Here is a 16,475-nt window from a genome sequence, read left to right on the forward strand (position 1 = left end):
AACCTTTCTAGCGCATTCGGCGAGCATTCGACTGTCGAATTCGTCGAACGCCCAGGTAGTTTCCGATTCAGTGGCTCCTGTGCAGTTCAGCGGCCTGTGAATGGCTTGCTCCGAATGCTGCTTGCCCCCTGTTCGGCGCCGGTGCAATAGTGCTGGGCGGGTCTGTTTTGATTTCGTCGAACCGATTCGACGAAAGATCTTCCGGGATGACGGGACGTCGTGCGGAAGCGTGGCCCGGTCGAGCCGACCCGGTGCCTCCGGGAACACCGGGCGGGTCGACTCGGTGCCCGACCGGGTCCCTGGGCGCGCTACCGGCCCAGCGGGATCTCGAAGTGCACGGTCTGGAAGCTGATCGGGTCGCCGTCGCGGTTGTCGTAGACCTCGGTGGCCGCCGACCGCCAGAACGGCTCGGCGCCCTCGATCCGCGTGTCGGTGTGCAGGTACAGCCGCTCGTAGCTCGGGGTGTCGGCCACGAACCGCGTCGCCAGCGCCACGAGGGCCCTCGCCAGGCCGCACCGGCGGTGCTCGGGCCGCACGTAGACGCGGAACAGCTGCGCGGTCGGGCCGGCCGGGTAGCGCTCCGCGAGCCACGCCGGGTGCGGCGGGCTCGACGGTGCCGTGGAGCGGACTCCGGTGGTGGCCACGACCTCGTCGCCCTTGGTCGCCACGAACAGCGCGTGCCGCTCGGGCACCAGGTACGACCCGGCCAGGTCGACCACGTCGGCGTGCCACTCGGGCCGGTAGCCGTAGCCGAACTCGTGGTAGAAGGTGTCCAGCATGACGCCGCGCGCGCCCGGCAGGTCGGCCTCGGTCGCGAGCCTGACCTCGTAGGGTCCGACCTCGCGGTGGTAGGTGGTCACGTCCGCTTCTCCTCTGTTCCTTCGACGGCACTGCCGAGCAGGCCGGTGGTCACCGGGTGGGTGGGGGAGCCGAGCACGTCGCGCGCCGGTCCCGATTCGACGACGCGGCCCTCGTGCAGCACCGCGACGCGGTCCGCGAGCCGGGCGACGACGCCGAGGTCGTGGCTGACCAGCACGAGCGCGCAGCCGTGCGCGGCGCGCAGGTCGGCGAGCTGGTCCAGCAGCGCGGCCCGCGTCAGGGTGTCCAGGCCCGAGGTGACCTCGTCGCAGACCAGCACGTCGGGCCGGGCGAGCAGGGCGCGGACGAGCGCGGCGCGCTGGAGTTCGCCGCCGGACAGGCTCGCCGGTCGGCGCACCGCGGTGCGCTCGTCCAGGCCCACCGCGGCCAGCTCCGCGAGCGCGGCGTCCCGAGCGTCCGGTGTGGACGATCCGCGCAGCCGCACGGCGGTGCGGGCGACCTGGTCGAGCACGCTCCGGTGCTCGTCGAAGGACGCCCGCGCGTCCTGGAACACGTACTGCACGGCGGCCAGGTCGGTGGTGCCGCGGCGGCGCAGCGACCGGGCCAGGTGCCTGCCGTCCAGCAGCACGTCCCCGGTGCGGTGCTCGTGCAGCCCGGCGACGCACCGCGCGAGGGTGGTCTTGCCGCTGCCGGACCGCCCGACGACGGCGAGGCACTCGCCCGCGCCGACCGCGACGTCCACGCCGTGCAGCACGGTCGTCCGGCGGTGGCGCGCGGTCAGGTCGCGCACCTCCAGCCGCGCGGGCCGGTCCGCGGTCTCGTCGGGCACGCCCAGCCGCGGCTGGGCGGCGACGAGCGCCCGCGTGTACTCCTGGCGGGGCCGGGTCAGCACGTCGGCCGCCGCACCCGCCTCCACGACCCGGCCCTCGCGCAGCACCACGACCTCGTCGGCCAGCGCGCGGACCACGTCGAGGTCGTGCGTGAGCAGCACGACGGCGACGCCCTGGGCGACGACCGCCGCGAGTTCGTCCACGACCTCCGCGCGGGTGATCGGGTCCTGACCCGTGGTGGGCTCGTCGGCCACCAGCACCGCCGGGTCGCCGACCAGCGCCAGCGCGAGCACGACCCGCTGCTGCTGGCCGCCGGAGAGCTGGTGCGGGAAGCGGCGCAGCAGGTCGGCGGGCACCCGTGCCCGCCGCAGGGCCGGGGCGATCAGGTGCGCGCCGCCGTGCAGCGCGGCGACCTCGCGGAACACGCCGCCGATCCGCCGGACCGGGTTGAGGGCGGACGACGGGTGCTGCGGCACGAAGGCGACCCGCCCGGTCACCGAGACCCGCCCGGTCACGGCGACGCCCGGCGCGTGCTCGCCGAGCAGCGCCAGACCGGTGGTGGTCTTGCCGCTGCCGGACGCGCCGACCAGCGCCAGCACCCGGCCCGCCGACAGGGCGAAGCTCACGCCGTCCAGCAGCGTGCGCCGCCCGGCGACGGCCCGCAGGTCCTCCACGTGCACCACGGGCGTCACGCCGCGACCTCCGAACGGGCTCGCAGGGCGCGGTCGAACACGAGGTTGAGCCCGATCGACAGCGCCACGATCAGCAGCGCGGGCACGACGACGGCCCACGGCTGGAGGAACAGGCCGCCGCGGTTGCGGTCGACCATGACGGCCCAGTCCGCCGCGTCGGGCGGCACGCCGACGCCGAGGAAGCTGGCCGAGGCCACCAGGTACAGCGCGCTGGTCAGCCGGGTGCCCACGTCGGCGGCGACCGTGCGCAGCATCGACCGTCCCGTGTAGACGATGGACGTGCGCCACCACGACTCGCCCTGGAGGCGCATGGCCTCCAGCGCGGGCCGCCCGGCGATCTCCAGCGCCGCGGCGCGGGACAGCCGGGCCACGTCCGGGAAGTTGACCAGCACGACGACCCCGACCAGCACCGGGAGGCCCTGGCCCGCGATGGCCGCCACCAGGATCAGCACCAGCAGCGACGGCACGGCGAGCAGCAGGTCGAGCGGACGCATCAGCAGCTCGTCGACCGGCCGGAGCCGGGACGTCGCCGCGAGCACACCCCACGGCACGCCGACCGCGTACGACCCGAGCGTCGCCAGCAGCGCGACCAGCACGACGGTCTGCCCGCCCGCGAGCACCTGGTGCCACACGTCGCGCCCGACGAAGTCCGTGCCCAGCGGGTGGGCCGTCGTGAACGGCGCGCCCCGCGTCAGCTCGTCGGGCAGGAACAGCGGTCCGAGCAGCGCGAGCGCGAGCGGGACCGCGATGAGCAGACCTCCGACCGCCCTCACGCGAGGCCCGCCGATCGGGGGGCCAGGCGGAAGGCGATCAGGTCGGCGAGCAGGTTCACCAGCACCGTCGTGACGGCGAAGACGACCGCGAGCCCCTGCACCACCGGCAGGTCGCGGCCCGCGACGGCGTCGACCAGCGCGGTGCCCAGACCGGGGATCACGAAGACCGCCTCCACGACGATCACGCCGCCCAGCAGCCAGTCCGTGGTGCGCGCGACCTGCTGAACCGCCGGGGCCAGCGCGTTCGGCAGGGCGTGCGCGAACCGGAGCCGCGTCACGCCGATGCCGAGCCTGCGGGCGTGCCGCACGTGGTCCGACGCCAGCGCGTCGATCATGCCGGCCCGCACCAGCCTGCTGATGGAGCAGATCGGCCTGGCCAGCAGCACCACGAGCGGCAGCACCAGCATCTCCGGGTGGGCGAGGAGGTTCCCGCCCGCGCCGACGGCCGTGGGCGGCAGCCACCGGAGCTGGACGCCGAACAGCGCGATCAGGACGACGGCCAGCGCGAACTCCGGGATCGAGTGCAGCCCGACGCTGATCGACGTGAGCACCCGGTCGAGCGCACCGCCCTCGCGCAGCGCCGCCAGCACGCCGACCCCCACAGCGACCGGGACGAGCAGGACGAGGGTGAGCACGGCGAGCACCGCCGTCGGTCCGAGGCCGTCGAGCAGGAACTCCGCGACCGGGCGACCGGAGACCAGCGAGACGCCGAGGTCCAGCCGGGGCAGGCCCAGCAGCCACGTCCACCAGCGCTCCAGCGCGGGCCGGTCGAGCCCCATCGCCGCCCGGATCTCCTCGATCCGCCGCGGGTCCGGGTTGTCGCCCGCCAGCGCGACGGCCGCGTCCCCCGGCAGCGCCCGCACGAGCAGGAACACCAGCGTGGCCACGGCGAGCACCTGGAGGACGCCGAGGCCGAGCCGCCGGGTGGCGTACCGGCGCAGGCTCACCCCAGCCACACCCGGTCGAACCGCGCCCAGTCCAGGGAGTTGGCGGGCGCGGTCGCGACACCGCCGACGTTCGGCGACGTGCCGACGATCCAGTCGGCGAAGCCCCACATCAGGTAGCCGCCCTGCGCGTGCAGGGAACCCTGCATCTCCCGGTACACCGCGCCGCGCTCCTCCGCGTCCACGGTGGACACGGCCTTCCGGTAGAGCGCGTCGAACTCGGGGCGGGCCCACTTCGTCACGTTCGTGCCGGAGTCGGACAGCAGCCGCTGCGCGATGTGCGTCTCGATCGGCATGGCGCCGGACCGGAAGCTCGACAGGGAGCCGTTCTTCAGCGTGTCCGACCAGTAGCTGTCCTTGTTGCCCGTGACGACCTCGATGGTCAGGCCCGACCCCTTGGCCTGGTCGGCGAACACCGTCGCCGCCTCGACCATCCCGGCCGCCGCCGTGGACGTGTCGAGCGTGACCCTCAGGCCCTCCGCGCCCGCCTTGCGGATCAGGAACCTCGCCCTGTCCAGGTCGCGGGCGCGCTGCGGGATGTCGTCGGCGTAGTGCTCGTAGCCCTTGCCGAACAGGTCGTTGCCGACCTGCCCGCTGCCGCCGAGGACCGCCTCCACCAGTTGCGGCCGGTCGGCCAGCAGGAACATCGCCTCGCGCAGGTCGGGGTTGTCGAACGGCGCCCGGTCGAGCTTCATGGCGAACGACTGCACGGCGCTGTTGGGGGAGCGGTGCAGCACCATCCGGTCGCTGCCGGTGTTGGCGCGCGCGGTGGTGGGCGTGAGGTCGTGCGCGTACTCGACCTGCCCGCCGAGCAGCGCGTTGGCGCGCGCCGATTCCTCGTTGGCGATCACGAACTCCAGCTCGTCCAGGTGCGGCGCGCCCTCCCAGTGGTCCGGGTTCCGCGTGAGCAGCACCGACTTGCCCGGCGCGAACGACTCGAAGCGGAACGGTCCCGAGCCGACGGGCCGGGTGAAGTCCTCCGCCCCCTCCGGCACGATGTAGGTCCCGAACGCCGCCAGGGCGTTGGGGAACTCGATGAACGGCCGTTGCAGCGCGAACTCCACGGTCCGGTCGTCCACGGCCCTGCTGTTCGGGAGGTCGATCAGCGCCAGGCTCGACTTCGCGCGGAACGTCCGCCGGGGGTCGAGGATGCGGGCGTAGCTGGCCAGCACGTCCTGCGCGCGCACCGGCTTCCCGTCGTGGAACACGGCTTCCCGCAGGGTGATGCGCCAGCGCAGGAGGTCGGCGCTGGGCTCCCAGCGCTCCGCGAGCCTGGGCTGGGCCGACACGTCCTGGCCGAGGTCGGCGAGCTTGTCGAACACCGCCTTCGACCGCGCGGCCTCGACGAACAGGTTGGCCAGGTGCGGGTCCAGCACCTCCTTGGCGCCACCGCCCGCGAACGCCGCGCGCAGCCTGCCGCCCCGGCGCGGACCGGCCGCGGCGGGGGAGGGTGCGTCGGTGGCGCAGCCGGTGAGCGTGGCGGCGGACAGTCCGGCGGTCAGCCCGAGGAAACCCCGGCGGGTGAGGGTCATGGATGGGTCCTTCCGGTGAGGCGGGCCACGACGTGCAGGCGGTCGCCGGACAGCGGCGTGGTCAGGTCGGCATCGGGTGTCCACGGCTCGTCCGTGCGCGGGCCCGGCCGGTCGAACAGCGCCAGCACCTCGAACCCGGCGAGGTCGAGCAGGTGGCGCAGCTCTTGGGGGAACAGCAGCCGCCACGCCGAGCGCTGCACCAGCGGCTCGGCCCGGCCCGGCCACTCCCAGGTGCGGCGGCGGCGCAGGAGCTGGTCGGCGTGGTCGATCCACAGCTCGGTGTGCGAGGTGTACGGCACGTCCCGCCAGGTGACGGTCCTGGTGCGGACGCCGTCGAGCAGCTCGGTGCCGCCGAGGAAGAACGCGCCGTTGCGCATCTCGGCGACGAGCAGGCCGCCGGGCGCGAGGTGCTCGCGGCAGCGGGTCAGGAACGCGTCGAGGTCGGCGTTGGTGTGGTTGTACAGCAGCGCGCTGTCCAGGCAGGTGAGCACGTCGAACCGCCTGCCCAGCGCGAACGTCCGCATGTCGCCGAGCACGAACTCCGCCTCGGGGTGGTGCGCCCGCGCGTGCTCGACCATCCGTTCCGAGCTGTCGAGCCCGACGACCCGGTAGCCCGTGCGCGCGAGGTGTCCCGCGTCGCGGCCCGTGCCGGAGCCGACGTCGAGCAGGTGCCGTCCGCCGTCGAAGCGGGTGACGAGGTCGTGGACGAAGCGCGCGGCGAGGTGGTCGGGGTCGGGGAACTGGTGTTCGTACAGCTCGGGGTTGTCCGTGAGCAGGTTCGTCATCGCGCCACCTCCGGTCGGGTGAGGGCTCCTCGTCGGTGCAGCCGGGCGACACCGGCCGCGCCGCCGAGCCCGATCGCCACGCACAGCGGTGACGTGAGCCATCCCGCCGCGCCGATGGTCCAGCCGATCACCGCGTTGGCGACCGCCGCCACCACGCCGGAGGCGAGGTAGAACATGCCGAAGTAGGTGCCGGTCAGCTCGTCCCGGCCGAACCGGGGGACCAGCTCGTAGACGAACGGCTGGGCCGCCATCACGCCGACCGACAGCAGCAGCGTCGCGACCAGCACCGGCACGACGCCCTCCGCCACGGCGGTGGCGGTGAACCCCGTCCCCATGACCGCCAGACCGAGCGCGATGGCGTTGCCCCGCGCCACCCTGGCGGACAGCACGCGGGTGATCCGCACCTGGAGCAGCAGGGTGGCGACCGTCGACACCAGGAAGATCAGCGCGACGACGCCCGACGACCCGGTGGCGCGCTGGGCCTGGAGCGGCAGCACGAGGTAGAGCTGGTTCTGGAGCGCGAACATGCCGGTCAGCGCGAGGGTGAACGCGACGAACCGGCGGTTCGCCAGGCACTCGCGCCAGTCGCCGAGCACCGTGGCGCCGCGCCGCGCGGTCACCGGCCGGGCGGGCAGCACGACCGCCTGGGCGACGGTGAGCACGAGGAAGACCCCGGCGGCTACCAGCGCCGCGACCCGGAAGTCCCACAGCAGCAACGCGCTCCCCAGCACGGGCCCGACCAGCGCGCCCGCCTGACCGAACACGTTGAACAGCGCGAACGCCTCCGCCCTGGTCTCCTCGGGCGTCTCCACGGCGATGTGCGCGCGCACGGCCGGGTTGAACAGCGCGCCGGCGAGTCCGCTGAGGACGGACGCGGCCAGCAGCACCGCCACCGACTCGCCCACCGCGAACAGGCCGAACCCGACCGCCCGCAGCGCGCAGCCCGCGATGATCACCCGGCGCGGCCCGAGCCGGTCGGACGCCGTGCCGCCGAGCAGGAACAGCCCCTGCTGGCTGAGCGTGCGCACCCCCAGCACCACCCCGATCGTCGCCGTGGACAGGCCGAGACCGCCGCCGAGGTACGTGGCCAGGTAGGGGATCAGCAGGTAGAAGCCCGTGTTCACGCCGAACTGGTTGACCAGCAGCAGGCGGACGGACACCGGGAAGCCCCGCAGCGCGGTCATCGCGGTGCCACGCCGAGACCGGGGGAACCGGACAGGCGGAGGGTGCCGTCCTCGCCGCCGATGCCGGTCCACGGGTCGTCGGCGAGCAGGAGGTGGCCGTCCAGGTCGACCCACCGGGCGTGCCCGGTGAGGTGCACGGCGGGCGCGATGCCCAGCGAACTGGCGACCAGGCAGCCCAGCATCACGTCCAGGCCGTGCTCGCGGGCGACGGAGATGATCTCCAGCGCGGGCCCGATCCCGCCGCACTTGGCCAGCTTGACGTTCACGCCGTCCACGACGCCCGCCAGCGCGCGCACGTCGGCCGCGGTCGCCGCGTCCTCGTCGGCGATCAGCGGCACGGGGCACCGGTCGTGCACCCAGGCGAGACGGGCCGGATCACCCGGAGCGACGGGCTGTTCGAGCGCGTCCACCACGACGCCTGCGGCCGTGAGCCGCTCGACCACCCGCACGGTGCGCTCGGGCGTCCACCCGCCGTTGGCGTCGAGCAGCAACCGGGTCTCCGGCGCGGCGGCCCGGACCGCGGTCACCACCGCGACGTCGTCCTCGGCGCCGAGCTTGACCTTGAGCAGGGAGAAACCCCTGGCGGCCAACGCCGCCGCCGCGGCGGCGGCGGATCCGGGGTCGGTGATGCCGATCGTGCACGCCGTCGGCACGTCGGTCCACAGCGGAACCCCGGCCAAGGCGTGCACGGGAACCCCGCCGCCGTGGCCGATGACGTCGTGCAGGGCGGCGTCGACCGCCGCCAGCACACCCGGCGGGAGGTCGAAGCCCGGCAGGTCGGCGAGCAGCGCCTCCGGCGAGGAGCACTCGGCGGCCACCGCCCGGAACTCCTCCAGCAGCAAGGTGATCCGCTCGACGTCGAGGTCGTGGAAGACGCTCGTCACGACCTCGCCGTGACCGCGGAGCCCGTCGTGCTCGACGACCACCTGGACCGCGTCCCGGCGGGCCATGACCGACCGCGAGATGCGCAGGGGAGTCCGCAGGGTGAGGCCGCGCACCGTCCAGTCGAGCCTCACGCGGGCACCCCGACGGCCAGGCGCGGGTCGACCACGGACCGGCAGCGCGCCCAGCCGCTGACCTCGACCGCGTCGGCGTGGCCGATCTCCATCGGCCGGTCGGCGGCGGGGCCCAGGAGGCCGCGGCCCGCGCAGAAGTCGTCGTCGAAGATCGTGCCGAGGTAGCGGTGCGGGCCGTCCGGGAAGATCGTCACGACGCTGGCCCCGGTCTCCACCCGCGACACCCAGGCGGCCACCAGCGCCACCGCGCCGGTGCTCCAGCCACCGGACACGAAGCAGTCCCTCGCCAGGCGGCGGCACGCGTCCACGACCTCCACGGGTCCGAGCCAGTGCACCTCGTCGAACTCGGCGTAGGCCACGTTGCGCGGGTGGATGCTGCTGCCGAGCCCGCGCATCACCCGTGACCGCGCGGGCTGGCCGAAGATGGTCGACCCCACCGCGTCCACGCCGACCAGCCGGACGTCCGGCCAGTAGCGGCGCAGCGTCGAGATGACGCCCGCGCTGTGCCCGCCGGTGCCCACGCTGCACACCAGGACGTCCACGTGGTCGAGCTGCTCGGCCAGTTCCGCGGCCAGCCCGGCGTACCCGCTCGGGTTGTCGGGGTTGTTGTACTGGTCCGGCCAGTACGCGCCGGGCAGGTCGCCGAGCACCGACCGCAGCCGGTCGAGCCTGGCCTGCTGCCAGCCCCCGGTCTCGTGCGGGCGGTCGACCACCTCCAGCCGGGCCCCGTGCGCGCGCAGCAGGGCCCGCATCGACGGCTCCAGCTCGTCGTCCACCACGAGCACCACGGGGTGGCCGAGCACCTGGCAGGCGAACGCGAGGCCGATGCCGAACGTGCCGCTGGTCGACTCCACGACCACCGCCCCCGGCCGCAGCTCACCGCGTTCGCGGGCCGCCAGCAGCATCGACACGGCGGGCCTCGCCTTCATGCCGCCCGCGCTCAACCCTTCGAGCTTCGCCCAGAAACCGCCGTGCCGGTGGGGGAGCGGCGTGTCGATCCGGACCACCGGGGTCTTGCCGAGCAGGTCGAGCAGGTGGGTGTTCCGGCGTGGTGTCACGACGTGTGCTCCCGCCGGTACTGGAAGACGGTCGTCGGGCCGCCGTCGAGCCAGAAGAACGGGTAGGGCTCGGCGGACACGGCGGACAGGCCCGCGCCCAGGAACCACGGCAGGACCGCGCTGGCCGTCTGCGCGAACGCGACGACGGGTCGTCCGGCCAGGGACGCCGTGCGCAGCAGGGGTTCGAAGCTGCCGTTGCCGACGGCCATGCCGGACACGAGCACGAGGTCGCAGTGCTCCACGGCGGCCAGCGCGTCGGTGACGACCGGCTCGTCCCACTCCGTCCGGCCGCCCTTGAGGTCGCACGGCACGTACCGCAGGCCGCGGGCGCGCAGGTGGTGCAGCAGCGAGTTCACCACGCCGACCACCAGCACCCGGCTGCCCGGTGGGGCGTCGAGCAGGTCGACCACGGCCGACGCGCGCGCCAGCGACTTCTCCAGCGACGTGCCCCCGGCCACGACGACCGGGCGCGCGCCGGAGCGCTCGTGCGGGTGGGCGCTCATCAGGTACGCGTCGAGCGCGGCGGTCCGGATGGCGGGGCTGGGGTGGGCGAGCAGGTCCGCGGCGGAGGCGCCCACGCAGTCGTGCACGTCGGCGTCGGCGAGTTCCCCCGGTTCGACCGCGCACGACCCGACGGCCCGCTCGATCCGCAGGCTCACCACGGTGTTGCGGTAGGACCGGTCCCTGGACGCGTGCCGCGCGCCCTGGCTCGTGGTGAAGGCGACGCTGACCGCGCACGACGCCGGGTCGGGGCCGAGCGCCCCGGCCCGGACCAGCTCGGTCAGGTCGGCGACGGAGGAGACGGGCTGGTGGGTCGACCGCACGGTCACGCCCGCTCCTCCGCGTACCGCACGGAGAGCCCGGCCACGGCGCGCTCGGCCCTCGCCCGCGCGCCCGCGCCGTCGACGTCGGTCACCACCACGTGGCCGAGGTAGGTGTTGTTGCTGGTCGGGTCGCCCGCGCGGTGGCCGCTCGGCTTGAGCGCCCAGTCCACGACACCGGACTCCCGCCCGAGCGCCTCGGCTCCGTCGATCCCGGCGAGCAGCCCCGCGCGCGGCGGCAGCAGGAACGAGATGGCGGCGCTGCGCACCCCGGTGGCAGCCGGGGTCAGCGCGGGCCGTTCGCCGACCGCGAGCTGCGCGAACACGGCGGGCAGGTCGATCCCCGTCACCCGGCGGACCAGTTCGGTGATCTGGTTGCCCGCCGGTCGGGGGTTCACCTCGATCAGCCTCGGCCCGTCCTCGGTCAGCTTGACCTCGGTGTGCGCCACCGCGTTGTCCAGGCCCAGCGCGCCGATCGCCGCGACGGCCGTGGCCACGGCGGCGTCCCGGTCGGCGGCGTCCAGGTCGGCCGGGAACATGTGCCCGCTCTCGACGAACCACGGCTCGCCCGCGAGGCTCTTGTCCGTCACGCCGACCACGTGCGTCACGCCGTCGTGCGTCACCGTCTCGACGCTCACCTCGGGGCCGGTCAGAAGCTCTTCGAGCAGCACCGACGGCACGCGCGGCTGGCTGCGGGCGTTGACCGGGAACGCCTCCAGCGCCAGGAACGCCTCGCGGAGCTGGGTCTCGTCGGCGACCTTGCGCACGTGCATCCCGCCGCAGAGGTCGACCGGCTTCACCACGAGCGGGTAGCCCAGCCCGGACGCCGCCTTCGCCGTCGCCGACCAGCCCTCGGCCAGCTCGTACCGCGGACCGGGCACGCGCGCGTCGCGCAGGGCGGCCCTGGTGAAGTCCTTGCGGTAGGCGCGTTCCACGGCCCGCGGGTCGGGGCCCGGCAGGCCGAGGTGGGCGGCGACCTCGGCGACGGTCGACAGGTAGTAGTCGCACGAGGTGATCACCCCGTCGAACCGCAGCACCTCGTGCACGCGTTCGACGTAGGCCAGCAGGGCGGGCACGTCGTTGGTCTCGGCGGTGAGCACGTTCTCCGCCGCCAGCAGGGGGTGGGGGCCCGCACCCGGCGCCGAGCGCAGGTAGTGGTGCAGGTCGCGGGTGAGGAACGTGAAGCGGTGCCCGGTCTCGCGGATGGCTCTGGGCAGCAGCGAGCTCATCGCCCCGACCCAGCTCTCGATCATCAGCAGGTGCGCCACGCAATCCCCTTCTCCGGCGGCTGGCCAGTGGGCGGCCACGGAGGGGAATGGTAATCATTGTCAGTAGATCGGCGAACCACCGTTCAGGTGATGTGGCACACGATGTCGATCATGCATGGATCGGCGGTGACGGGGAGCCCGCGGGCATCCGGCCGACCGCGGCGGTGGTCGACGTGCGTCCGTCACCGCCGCGGTGCCGTCCGGAGGCTTCCGGCCTCAGTGGACACCCACCGCGGTCCCGAGACCGCGGTGGCGCGGGCTCAGTGCGAGAGCTTCTCCGCGAACACCCACCTGTTGCCCGACAGCGGGTCCCCCGGTTCGGGGCGCGGGCCCCGACCGTGGTGGTCGGTGAAGTCGTACGGCGTGTGGTCCGAAGTGGACCAACCGCGCGCGGTCAGCTCGCCCGCCGAGTCCGGTCGGGGGCCGCCGTCGAACAGCGCCAGCAGGTCGAGGCCGATCTGCCTGCGGGCCGAGGCGTACAGGCGGTCGTCGTGGACGTCCGGCAGCTCCCTGGCGAGCTTGGCCTCGAACGCCGCGGAACTGCCCGGCGCGCTCAGCCGGTCGACGGACGAGACCAGCTCCTCCTCGGTCGTCCGGGGGAGGAACAGCAGGACGCCCTCGGCCAGCCAGGCCGTCGGCAGGGCCGGGTTGAAGCCCGACCGCGCCAACGCGCCCGTCCAGTCGTCGCGCAGGTCGACCGCGACCGCCTTCCTGGCGAGCTTCGGCGTCGCGCGCAGACCGTCGAGCACCTCGTGCTTGAAGTCCAGGACGCCCTCGCGGTCGACCTCGAACAGCGCCACGCCGGGCGGCCAGTCGAGCCGGAACGCCCGCGAGTCCAGGCCCGCGCCCAGCAGCACCACCTGCCGGGCCCCCGCACGGGTCGACCGCAGCAGGTGGTCGTCGAACACCCTCGTCCGCAGCCCGAAGTACCGCGCCAGCCGCCCCCACAGCGGGTTCGCGTCCCCGTCCGGCACGTCCCACTCGCGGACGGGCCAGCCCTCGGAGGCCTTCGCCGCGCGCACGAAGTGCTCGGCGTAGAGGTCCGTCGCCAGGCTGTCACCGCGGTGCGTCTCGATCGCCCGCGCCGCCGCGACCATGAGCGCCGTCAGGCCGACGCCGTCCTCCACGCCCGGATGCCGATGCTCGGTGCCGACCACTCGTCCCCCTCGTCCGCGAAGAGCTGTTCGTGCGTGGTGGTGCGAGCGCCGTAGACGACGCTCATGAACCGCAGGATCTCCTCGTCCGGGAGGTGCATGCTCGTCGTGCAGTCCGTCAGGACCGTGACGTCGAAACCCTTCTGGAACGCCGTCCGCGCGGTCGAGTCGACGCACACGTCGGTGTAGAGGCCCGCGAACACGAGGTGCCCGATGTCGCGCTCCACCAGGTGCTCCTCGAACCCGTCGCAGAGGAACGCGTCGAAGCACGCCCGCTTCGTGAAGACCCGTTCGCCCGGCGCGGGCGAGACCTTGTGGAACTCCGCGCCGCGCGAGCCCTCCACGCACCTCGGCCGCCTGCGGAGCGCCTGCTCCCGCCACCGGCCCGTGGTGCGCCGCGCGTCGCCGAGGTACCGGACGAACACGACCTCCGTGCCGTGCTCCCGCGCCGCGTCGACGGCCCGCGCGGCGTTCGTCGTCACCTCGTCCAGCTCCTCCGGGGTGCCGCGGTAGCGCGCCGCGACGGCCGGTCCGGTGCAGAAGTCGTTCTGGAGGTCCACGACGACCAGGGCGGTCCTCACGACCCCACCACCGCTCCCCGGTCGGCGGCCAGTCCGATTCGATCGGCAGCGGTGCGCATTGATTCGCCAACCTCTTTCCGGATCAGGAATGACAAAACGAAGATTGCCGGTGCATTCACAAGTGCGTCGTTCGGTCGTCCGTCAGATCGTTGCACGCCTGTCGGAAAAGCAATCCTCAGTCACCGAAAAGGATGAACCAGCCCCGAAGAGGTGAGTGGTGGAAGGCCCCGGTCACTCCGCGCCACCGCCGTTCGGTCCTCACCGGTCGACCGCGACGGCGGTCCGCGCCGGGAAGTCCCGGAATTCCCGCACGGTCAACGGTGCCACCGCGGACACCGCGCAGACGACCCCGCAGACGAGGGTGACCGGTCCGGCGCCCCAGACGGCCGCCGCGGGGCCGACCAGCAGGAGGCTGAGCGGGATGGCGGCGAACGACAGCAGGTCGTCGTAGGACGCCACCCGCGACAGGACCCCGGCGGGCACGTGCCGCTGGAGCGCGGTGTCCCACAGGACGCCCCAGGTCGCGAACCCCAGCGCGCTCAGGAACGCGCACGCGACCAGTGCCGGGACCGGGGCCCCGGTGCCCAGCGCGAGCAGCGGGAGCGCGCCGGTCGCGGCGGCCAGCGCCCCGGTGCGCAGCGGGCGGCGCGGCGCGAGCCGGTAGAGGACCAGGCTCATCGCGAGCAGGCCGACCGCGCGCACGCTGAGCACGACGCCCCAGGCCACCGGACCGGTGAGCGCGGGCCCGAGCACCTGCCACGCGCCGACGTTGGCGAGGTTGAACAGGGAGAACCAGAGCGCCGCCGTCCACACCCACCGCCTCGACCGGAACTCGTGCCAGCCGTCGCGCAGGTCCGGCAGGAGGCTCCCGCCCGCCGGGGACCGCCTGGCGGGCAGCCGGGTCAGCAGGGCGGCGGCGACCAGGAACGACAGCGCGTCCACGGCGATGGCCCAGCCGCCGTTGGCGACCGCCGCGACGACCCCGGCCGCTGCGGGGCCGACGATCCGCGCGGCGTGGCGGGCCGACGCGAGCAGCGAGTTCGCCCGGTGCAGGTCGGCGGGCGGGACGAGGTCGGGGACGATGCCGCGCAGCGCGGGGGAGGCGAACGACTCCGCCACCCCGTTCACCAGCGCCAGCGCCGACACCACGAGCAGCGAGTAGCGGCCGGTGAGCAGCACGGCCGCCACCCCGGCCTGCGCGAGGCCCGCGACCAGGTTCGCGACGACGAGTACCGTCCTGCGGGAGAAGCGGTCCGCGACCGCGCCGCCCACGAGCAGCAGCGCCAGGTGCGGCCCGAAGCTCGCGGCCAGCACGATCCCGAGGTCGGAGGGCCGCCCGGAGGCACCGAGGACGCCGAACGCCAGCGCCACCGTCGACATCGACGTGCCGAGGTGCGAGACGGTGCGGGCGACGAGGAAGGTGTGGAAGCCGATCACCGCTGAAGGATGGTGAGCCGACCACGACGACCGCCATTGCTGCGGCGAAAGGCGCAACCATGACCCTGCTCCGCCTGAGCCCCACCGGCCTGGCCCGGTCGCGCTTCGCCCTGTCGCCGCTCGCCGAGACGGTGGGGCAGCTGATCGCGTTCCAGCGCACCGGGACGTCGAGCGCCTACCGCGAGTGGACCGCCCGCGACCCCGTCGCCGCCGGCCTGCTCGGGCTCGTGGCGACGACGAAGTGGTTCCCCGACTTCGTCGGCGTCCCGCCGACCGGCGGTGTGGACACCGCGCTGGACGGGGAACTCGCCGAGGTCGCCGCCTTCTCCGACGACGACGTGCGCCGGACCCTGCGCGACACCGTGGCGGCGAGCGCGGCCCGGCGCGACCCGGACTGGCTGCCGTCCGGCGACCTCGCGCCCCGGATCGCCGAGGTCTTCGAGGAGGGCTGGCGGCGGTTCGTCCTGCCGACCTGGCCGCGCCGCCGCGCCGTGCTGGAGCGCGAGATCACCCACCGCTCCGGGCTGCTGGCCGCGCACGGCTGGCAGCGCGCCGTCACGGGCATGACCCGGCGGTCGACCTGGGTCGGGCCCGACGCGATCCGGTTCAGCGACCAGCGGTACTCCGACCGCGACATCGGCGACCAGGGGCTGCTGTTCGTGCCCTACACGGCCCGGCAGGGCTCGTGGACGTGCGAGCACCCGCCCCGCTACGCCCTCGTCTACCCGGCGCGCGGCGCGGCGGCCGCCCTGGAACCCACGCCGACGGACCCGCTGTCCGTGCTGCTCGGCCCCGGCCGCGCCCGCGTGGTCGCCGAACTCGCCCGACCCGCGACCAGCACCCAGCTCGCCGCCGCGCTCGACCTGTCGCTGGGCACGGTCAGCGGTCACCTCGCGGTGCTCCGCGACGCGGGGGTGGTCACCCGGTCACGGGTCGGGCGAGGGGTGTTCTACCGGCTCACCGAGCGGGGTGAGGCGTTGCTCGGCCTGCCCTCGGTCTGACGCCCCGGCGTCCGGCGGACGCGACGGACGCGGGTGCCGGGGCGTGCGGGGTCAGGGGGTCAGCGCGGCCCGCACCTTGGCGATCATCTCGTCCTCCGCGGGGGCCACCTGGCCGTCGGCGGTGGCCACCTCCTCGCAGATCGCGATCATCGCGGCCGGGAACGCCTCGGCCTCGGCCGGTGCCTTCGCGGTGAGGATCTTCATGGAGGCGGTGAGCGCGTCGAGGACGGCGGTCTCCAGGTCGGCGTCCGTGCCCTCCGGCAGGCGGACGCGGGAGGCGCCGAGGACCTCGCGCAGCTCGCGAGAGAGGTTGACCATCGCCTTGAGGCCCGCGAAGCGCTCCTCGACCACCGGGCCGGGGTCGGCGTGCGACACGAGCACCATCGCGCCGTACACGGCCCTGCGCAGGGTCCGGCTTTCCACGTCCGTGTAGAAAATCATGCGGTCACCCTAGAACGTGCGGCTGAGCGGCTCGCCGGGGACGTGGCGAACGGGTGCCGCGACCCCCGGCCGGTGACCGGGCGGACCCGCGAGCGGCCGACGTGCCGACGACGTCGCTCTGCGGTCCCTTGTGGACGGT

General features: G+C 74.2%; 16 protein-coding genes. 1 reads left to right on the forward strand and 15 read right to left on the reverse strand.

Going from position 1 to position 16,475, the window contains the following annotated elements; translation table 11 throughout:
• Positions 1–308 precede the first annotated feature (308 nt).
• From VFZ92_RS02180 to VFZ92_RS02245, 14 genes are all read right to left on the reverse strand, one after another.
• Positions 309–860, reverse strand: a complete 552-nt coding sequence (locus tag VFZ92_RS02180) for a GNAT family N-acetyltransferase (protein ID WP_330873948.1) — start codon at positions 858–860, stop codon at positions 309–311.
• The gene (locus tag VFZ92_RS02185; RefSeq protein ID WP_330873949.1) at positions 857–2,341 is read right to left on the reverse strand and encodes an ABC transporter ATP-binding protein; all 1,485 of its coding nucleotides are present in this window, start codon (positions 2,339–2,341) and stop codon (positions 857–859) included. The genes VFZ92_RS02180 and VFZ92_RS02185 overlap by 4 nt, the downstream gene beginning before the upstream one ends.
• Positions 2,338–3,114 (reverse strand): ABC transporter permease, encoded by a 777-nt coding sequence (locus VFZ92_RS02190; protein ID WP_330873950.1) that lies wholly within the window; start codon positions 3,112–3,114, stop codon positions 2,338–2,340. Before VFZ92_RS02190 ends, VFZ92_RS02185 begins: the two co-directional genes overlap by 4 nt.
• Positions 3,111–4,061, reverse strand: coding sequence for an ABC transporter permease (locus VFZ92_RS02195; RefSeq protein WP_330873951.1), 951 nt, complete (start codon positions 4,059–4,061; stop codon positions 3,111–3,113). Before VFZ92_RS02195 ends, VFZ92_RS02190 begins: the two co-directional genes overlap by 4 nt.
• A complete protein-coding gene (locus VFZ92_RS02200; protein WP_330873952.1) occupies positions 4,058–5,590 on the reverse strand; it encodes an ABC transporter substrate-binding protein in 1,533 nt (510 codons plus the stop codon). The genes VFZ92_RS02195 and VFZ92_RS02200 overlap by 4 nt, the downstream gene beginning before the upstream one ends.
• Positions 5,587–6,375 carry a class I SAM-dependent methyltransferase gene (locus VFZ92_RS02205; protein WP_330873953.1) on the reverse strand — a complete coding sequence of 263 codons (789 nt, stop codon included), beginning with the start codon at positions 6,373–6,375 and terminating at the stop codon, positions 5,587–5,589. The genes VFZ92_RS02200 and VFZ92_RS02205 overlap by 4 nt, the downstream gene beginning before the upstream one ends.
• Positions 6,372–7,559 carry an MFS transporter gene (locus tag VFZ92_RS02210; RefSeq protein WP_330873954.1) on the reverse strand — a complete coding sequence of 396 codons (1,188 nt, stop codon included), beginning with the start codon at positions 7,557–7,559 and terminating at the stop codon, positions 6,372–6,374. Before VFZ92_RS02210 ends, VFZ92_RS02205 begins: the two co-directional genes overlap by 4 nt.
• Complete coding sequence (locus VFZ92_RS02215) at positions 7,556–8,575, reverse strand: enolase C-terminal domain-like protein (RefSeq protein WP_330873955.1); 1,020 nt, start codon at positions 8,573–8,575, stop codon at positions 7,556–7,558. Before VFZ92_RS02215 ends, VFZ92_RS02210 begins: the two co-directional genes overlap by 4 nt.
• The gene (locus VFZ92_RS02220; RefSeq protein WP_330873956.1) at positions 8,572–9,633 is read right to left on the reverse strand and encodes a PLP-dependent cysteine synthase family protein; all 1,062 of its coding nucleotides are present in this window, start codon (positions 9,631–9,633) and stop codon (positions 8,572–8,574) included. Before VFZ92_RS02220 ends, VFZ92_RS02215 begins: the two co-directional genes overlap by 4 nt.
• The gene (locus tag VFZ92_RS02225) at positions 9,630–10,463 is read right to left on the reverse strand and encodes a Rossmann-like domain-containing protein (RefSeq protein ID WP_330873957.1); all 834 of its coding nucleotides are present in this window, start codon (positions 10,461–10,463) and stop codon (positions 9,630–9,632) included. Before VFZ92_RS02225 ends, VFZ92_RS02220 begins: the two co-directional genes overlap by 4 nt.
• Positions 10,460–11,722, reverse strand: a complete 1,263-nt coding sequence (locus VFZ92_RS02230; protein ID WP_330873958.1) for an ATP-grasp domain-containing protein — start codon at positions 11,720–11,722, stop codon at positions 10,460–10,462. The genes VFZ92_RS02225 and VFZ92_RS02230 overlap by 4 nt, the downstream gene beginning before the upstream one ends.
• Positions 11,723–11,982: 260 nt before the next feature.
• Positions 11,983–12,849 (reverse strand): SAM-dependent methyltransferase, encoded by an 867-nt coding sequence (locus VFZ92_RS02235; protein WP_330873959.1) that lies wholly within the window; start codon positions 12,847–12,849, stop codon positions 11,983–11,985.
• Positions 12,828–13,457, reverse strand: a complete 630-nt coding sequence (locus VFZ92_RS02240; RefSeq protein WP_330873960.1) for an isochorismatase family cysteine hydrolase — start codon at positions 13,455–13,457, stop codon at positions 12,828–12,830. The genes VFZ92_RS02235 and VFZ92_RS02240 overlap by 22 nt, the downstream gene beginning before the upstream one ends.
• A gap of 258 nt (positions 13,458–13,715) precedes the next feature.
• Positions 13,716–14,894, reverse strand: coding sequence for an MFS transporter (locus tag VFZ92_RS02245; RefSeq protein ID WP_330873961.1), 1,179 nt, complete (start codon positions 14,892–14,894; stop codon positions 13,716–13,718).
• A gap of 59 nt (positions 14,895–14,953) precedes the next feature.
• On the opposite strand from VFZ92_RS02245, the gene VFZ92_RS02250 reads away from it, so the two are divergent.
• Complete coding sequence (locus VFZ92_RS02250) at positions 14,954–15,895, forward strand: winged helix-turn-helix domain-containing protein (RefSeq protein ID WP_330873962.1); 942 nt, start codon at positions 14,954–14,956, stop codon at positions 15,893–15,895.
• Positions 15,896–15,946: 51 nt separating this feature from the next.
• Here VFZ92_RS02250 and VFZ92_RS02255 read toward each other — a convergent pair whose 3' ends face one another.
• The gene (locus VFZ92_RS02255; protein WP_330873963.1) at positions 15,947–16,336 is read right to left on the reverse strand and encodes a hypothetical protein; all 390 of its coding nucleotides are present in this window, start codon (positions 16,334–16,336) and stop codon (positions 15,947–15,949) included.
• Positions 16,337–16,475 lie beyond the last annotated feature (139 nt).

This window comes from Umezawaea sp. (genome assembly GCF_036375055.1).
Taxonomy (GTDB): domain Bacteria; phylum Actinomycetota; class Actinomycetes; order Mycobacteriales; family Pseudonocardiaceae; genus Umezawaea.

What these genes read in the sequence shown, in the direction of transcription:
- VFZ92_RS02250 (WP_330873962.1), top strand. Translation starts at nt 14,954, where the DNA reads ATGACCCTGCTCCGCCTGAGCCCCACCGGCCTGGCCCGGTCGCGCTTC.
- VFZ92_RS02255 (WP_330873963.1), bottom strand. Translation starts at nt 16,336, where the DNA reads ATGATTTTCTACACGGACGTGGAAAGCCGGACCCTGCGCAGGGCCGTG.
- VFZ92_RS02210 (WP_330873954.1), bottom strand. Translation starts at nt 7,559, where the DNA reads ATGACCGCGCTGCGGGGCTTCCCGGTGTCCGTCCGCCTGCTGCTGGTC.
- VFZ92_RS02200 (WP_330873952.1), bottom strand. Translation starts at nt 5,590, where the DNA reads ATGACCCTCACCCGCCGGGGTTTCCTCGGGCTGACCGCCGGACTGTCC.
- VFZ92_RS02205 (WP_330873953.1), bottom strand. Translation starts at nt 6,375, where the DNA reads ATGACGAACCTGCTCACGGACAACCCCGAGCTGTACGAACACCAGTTC.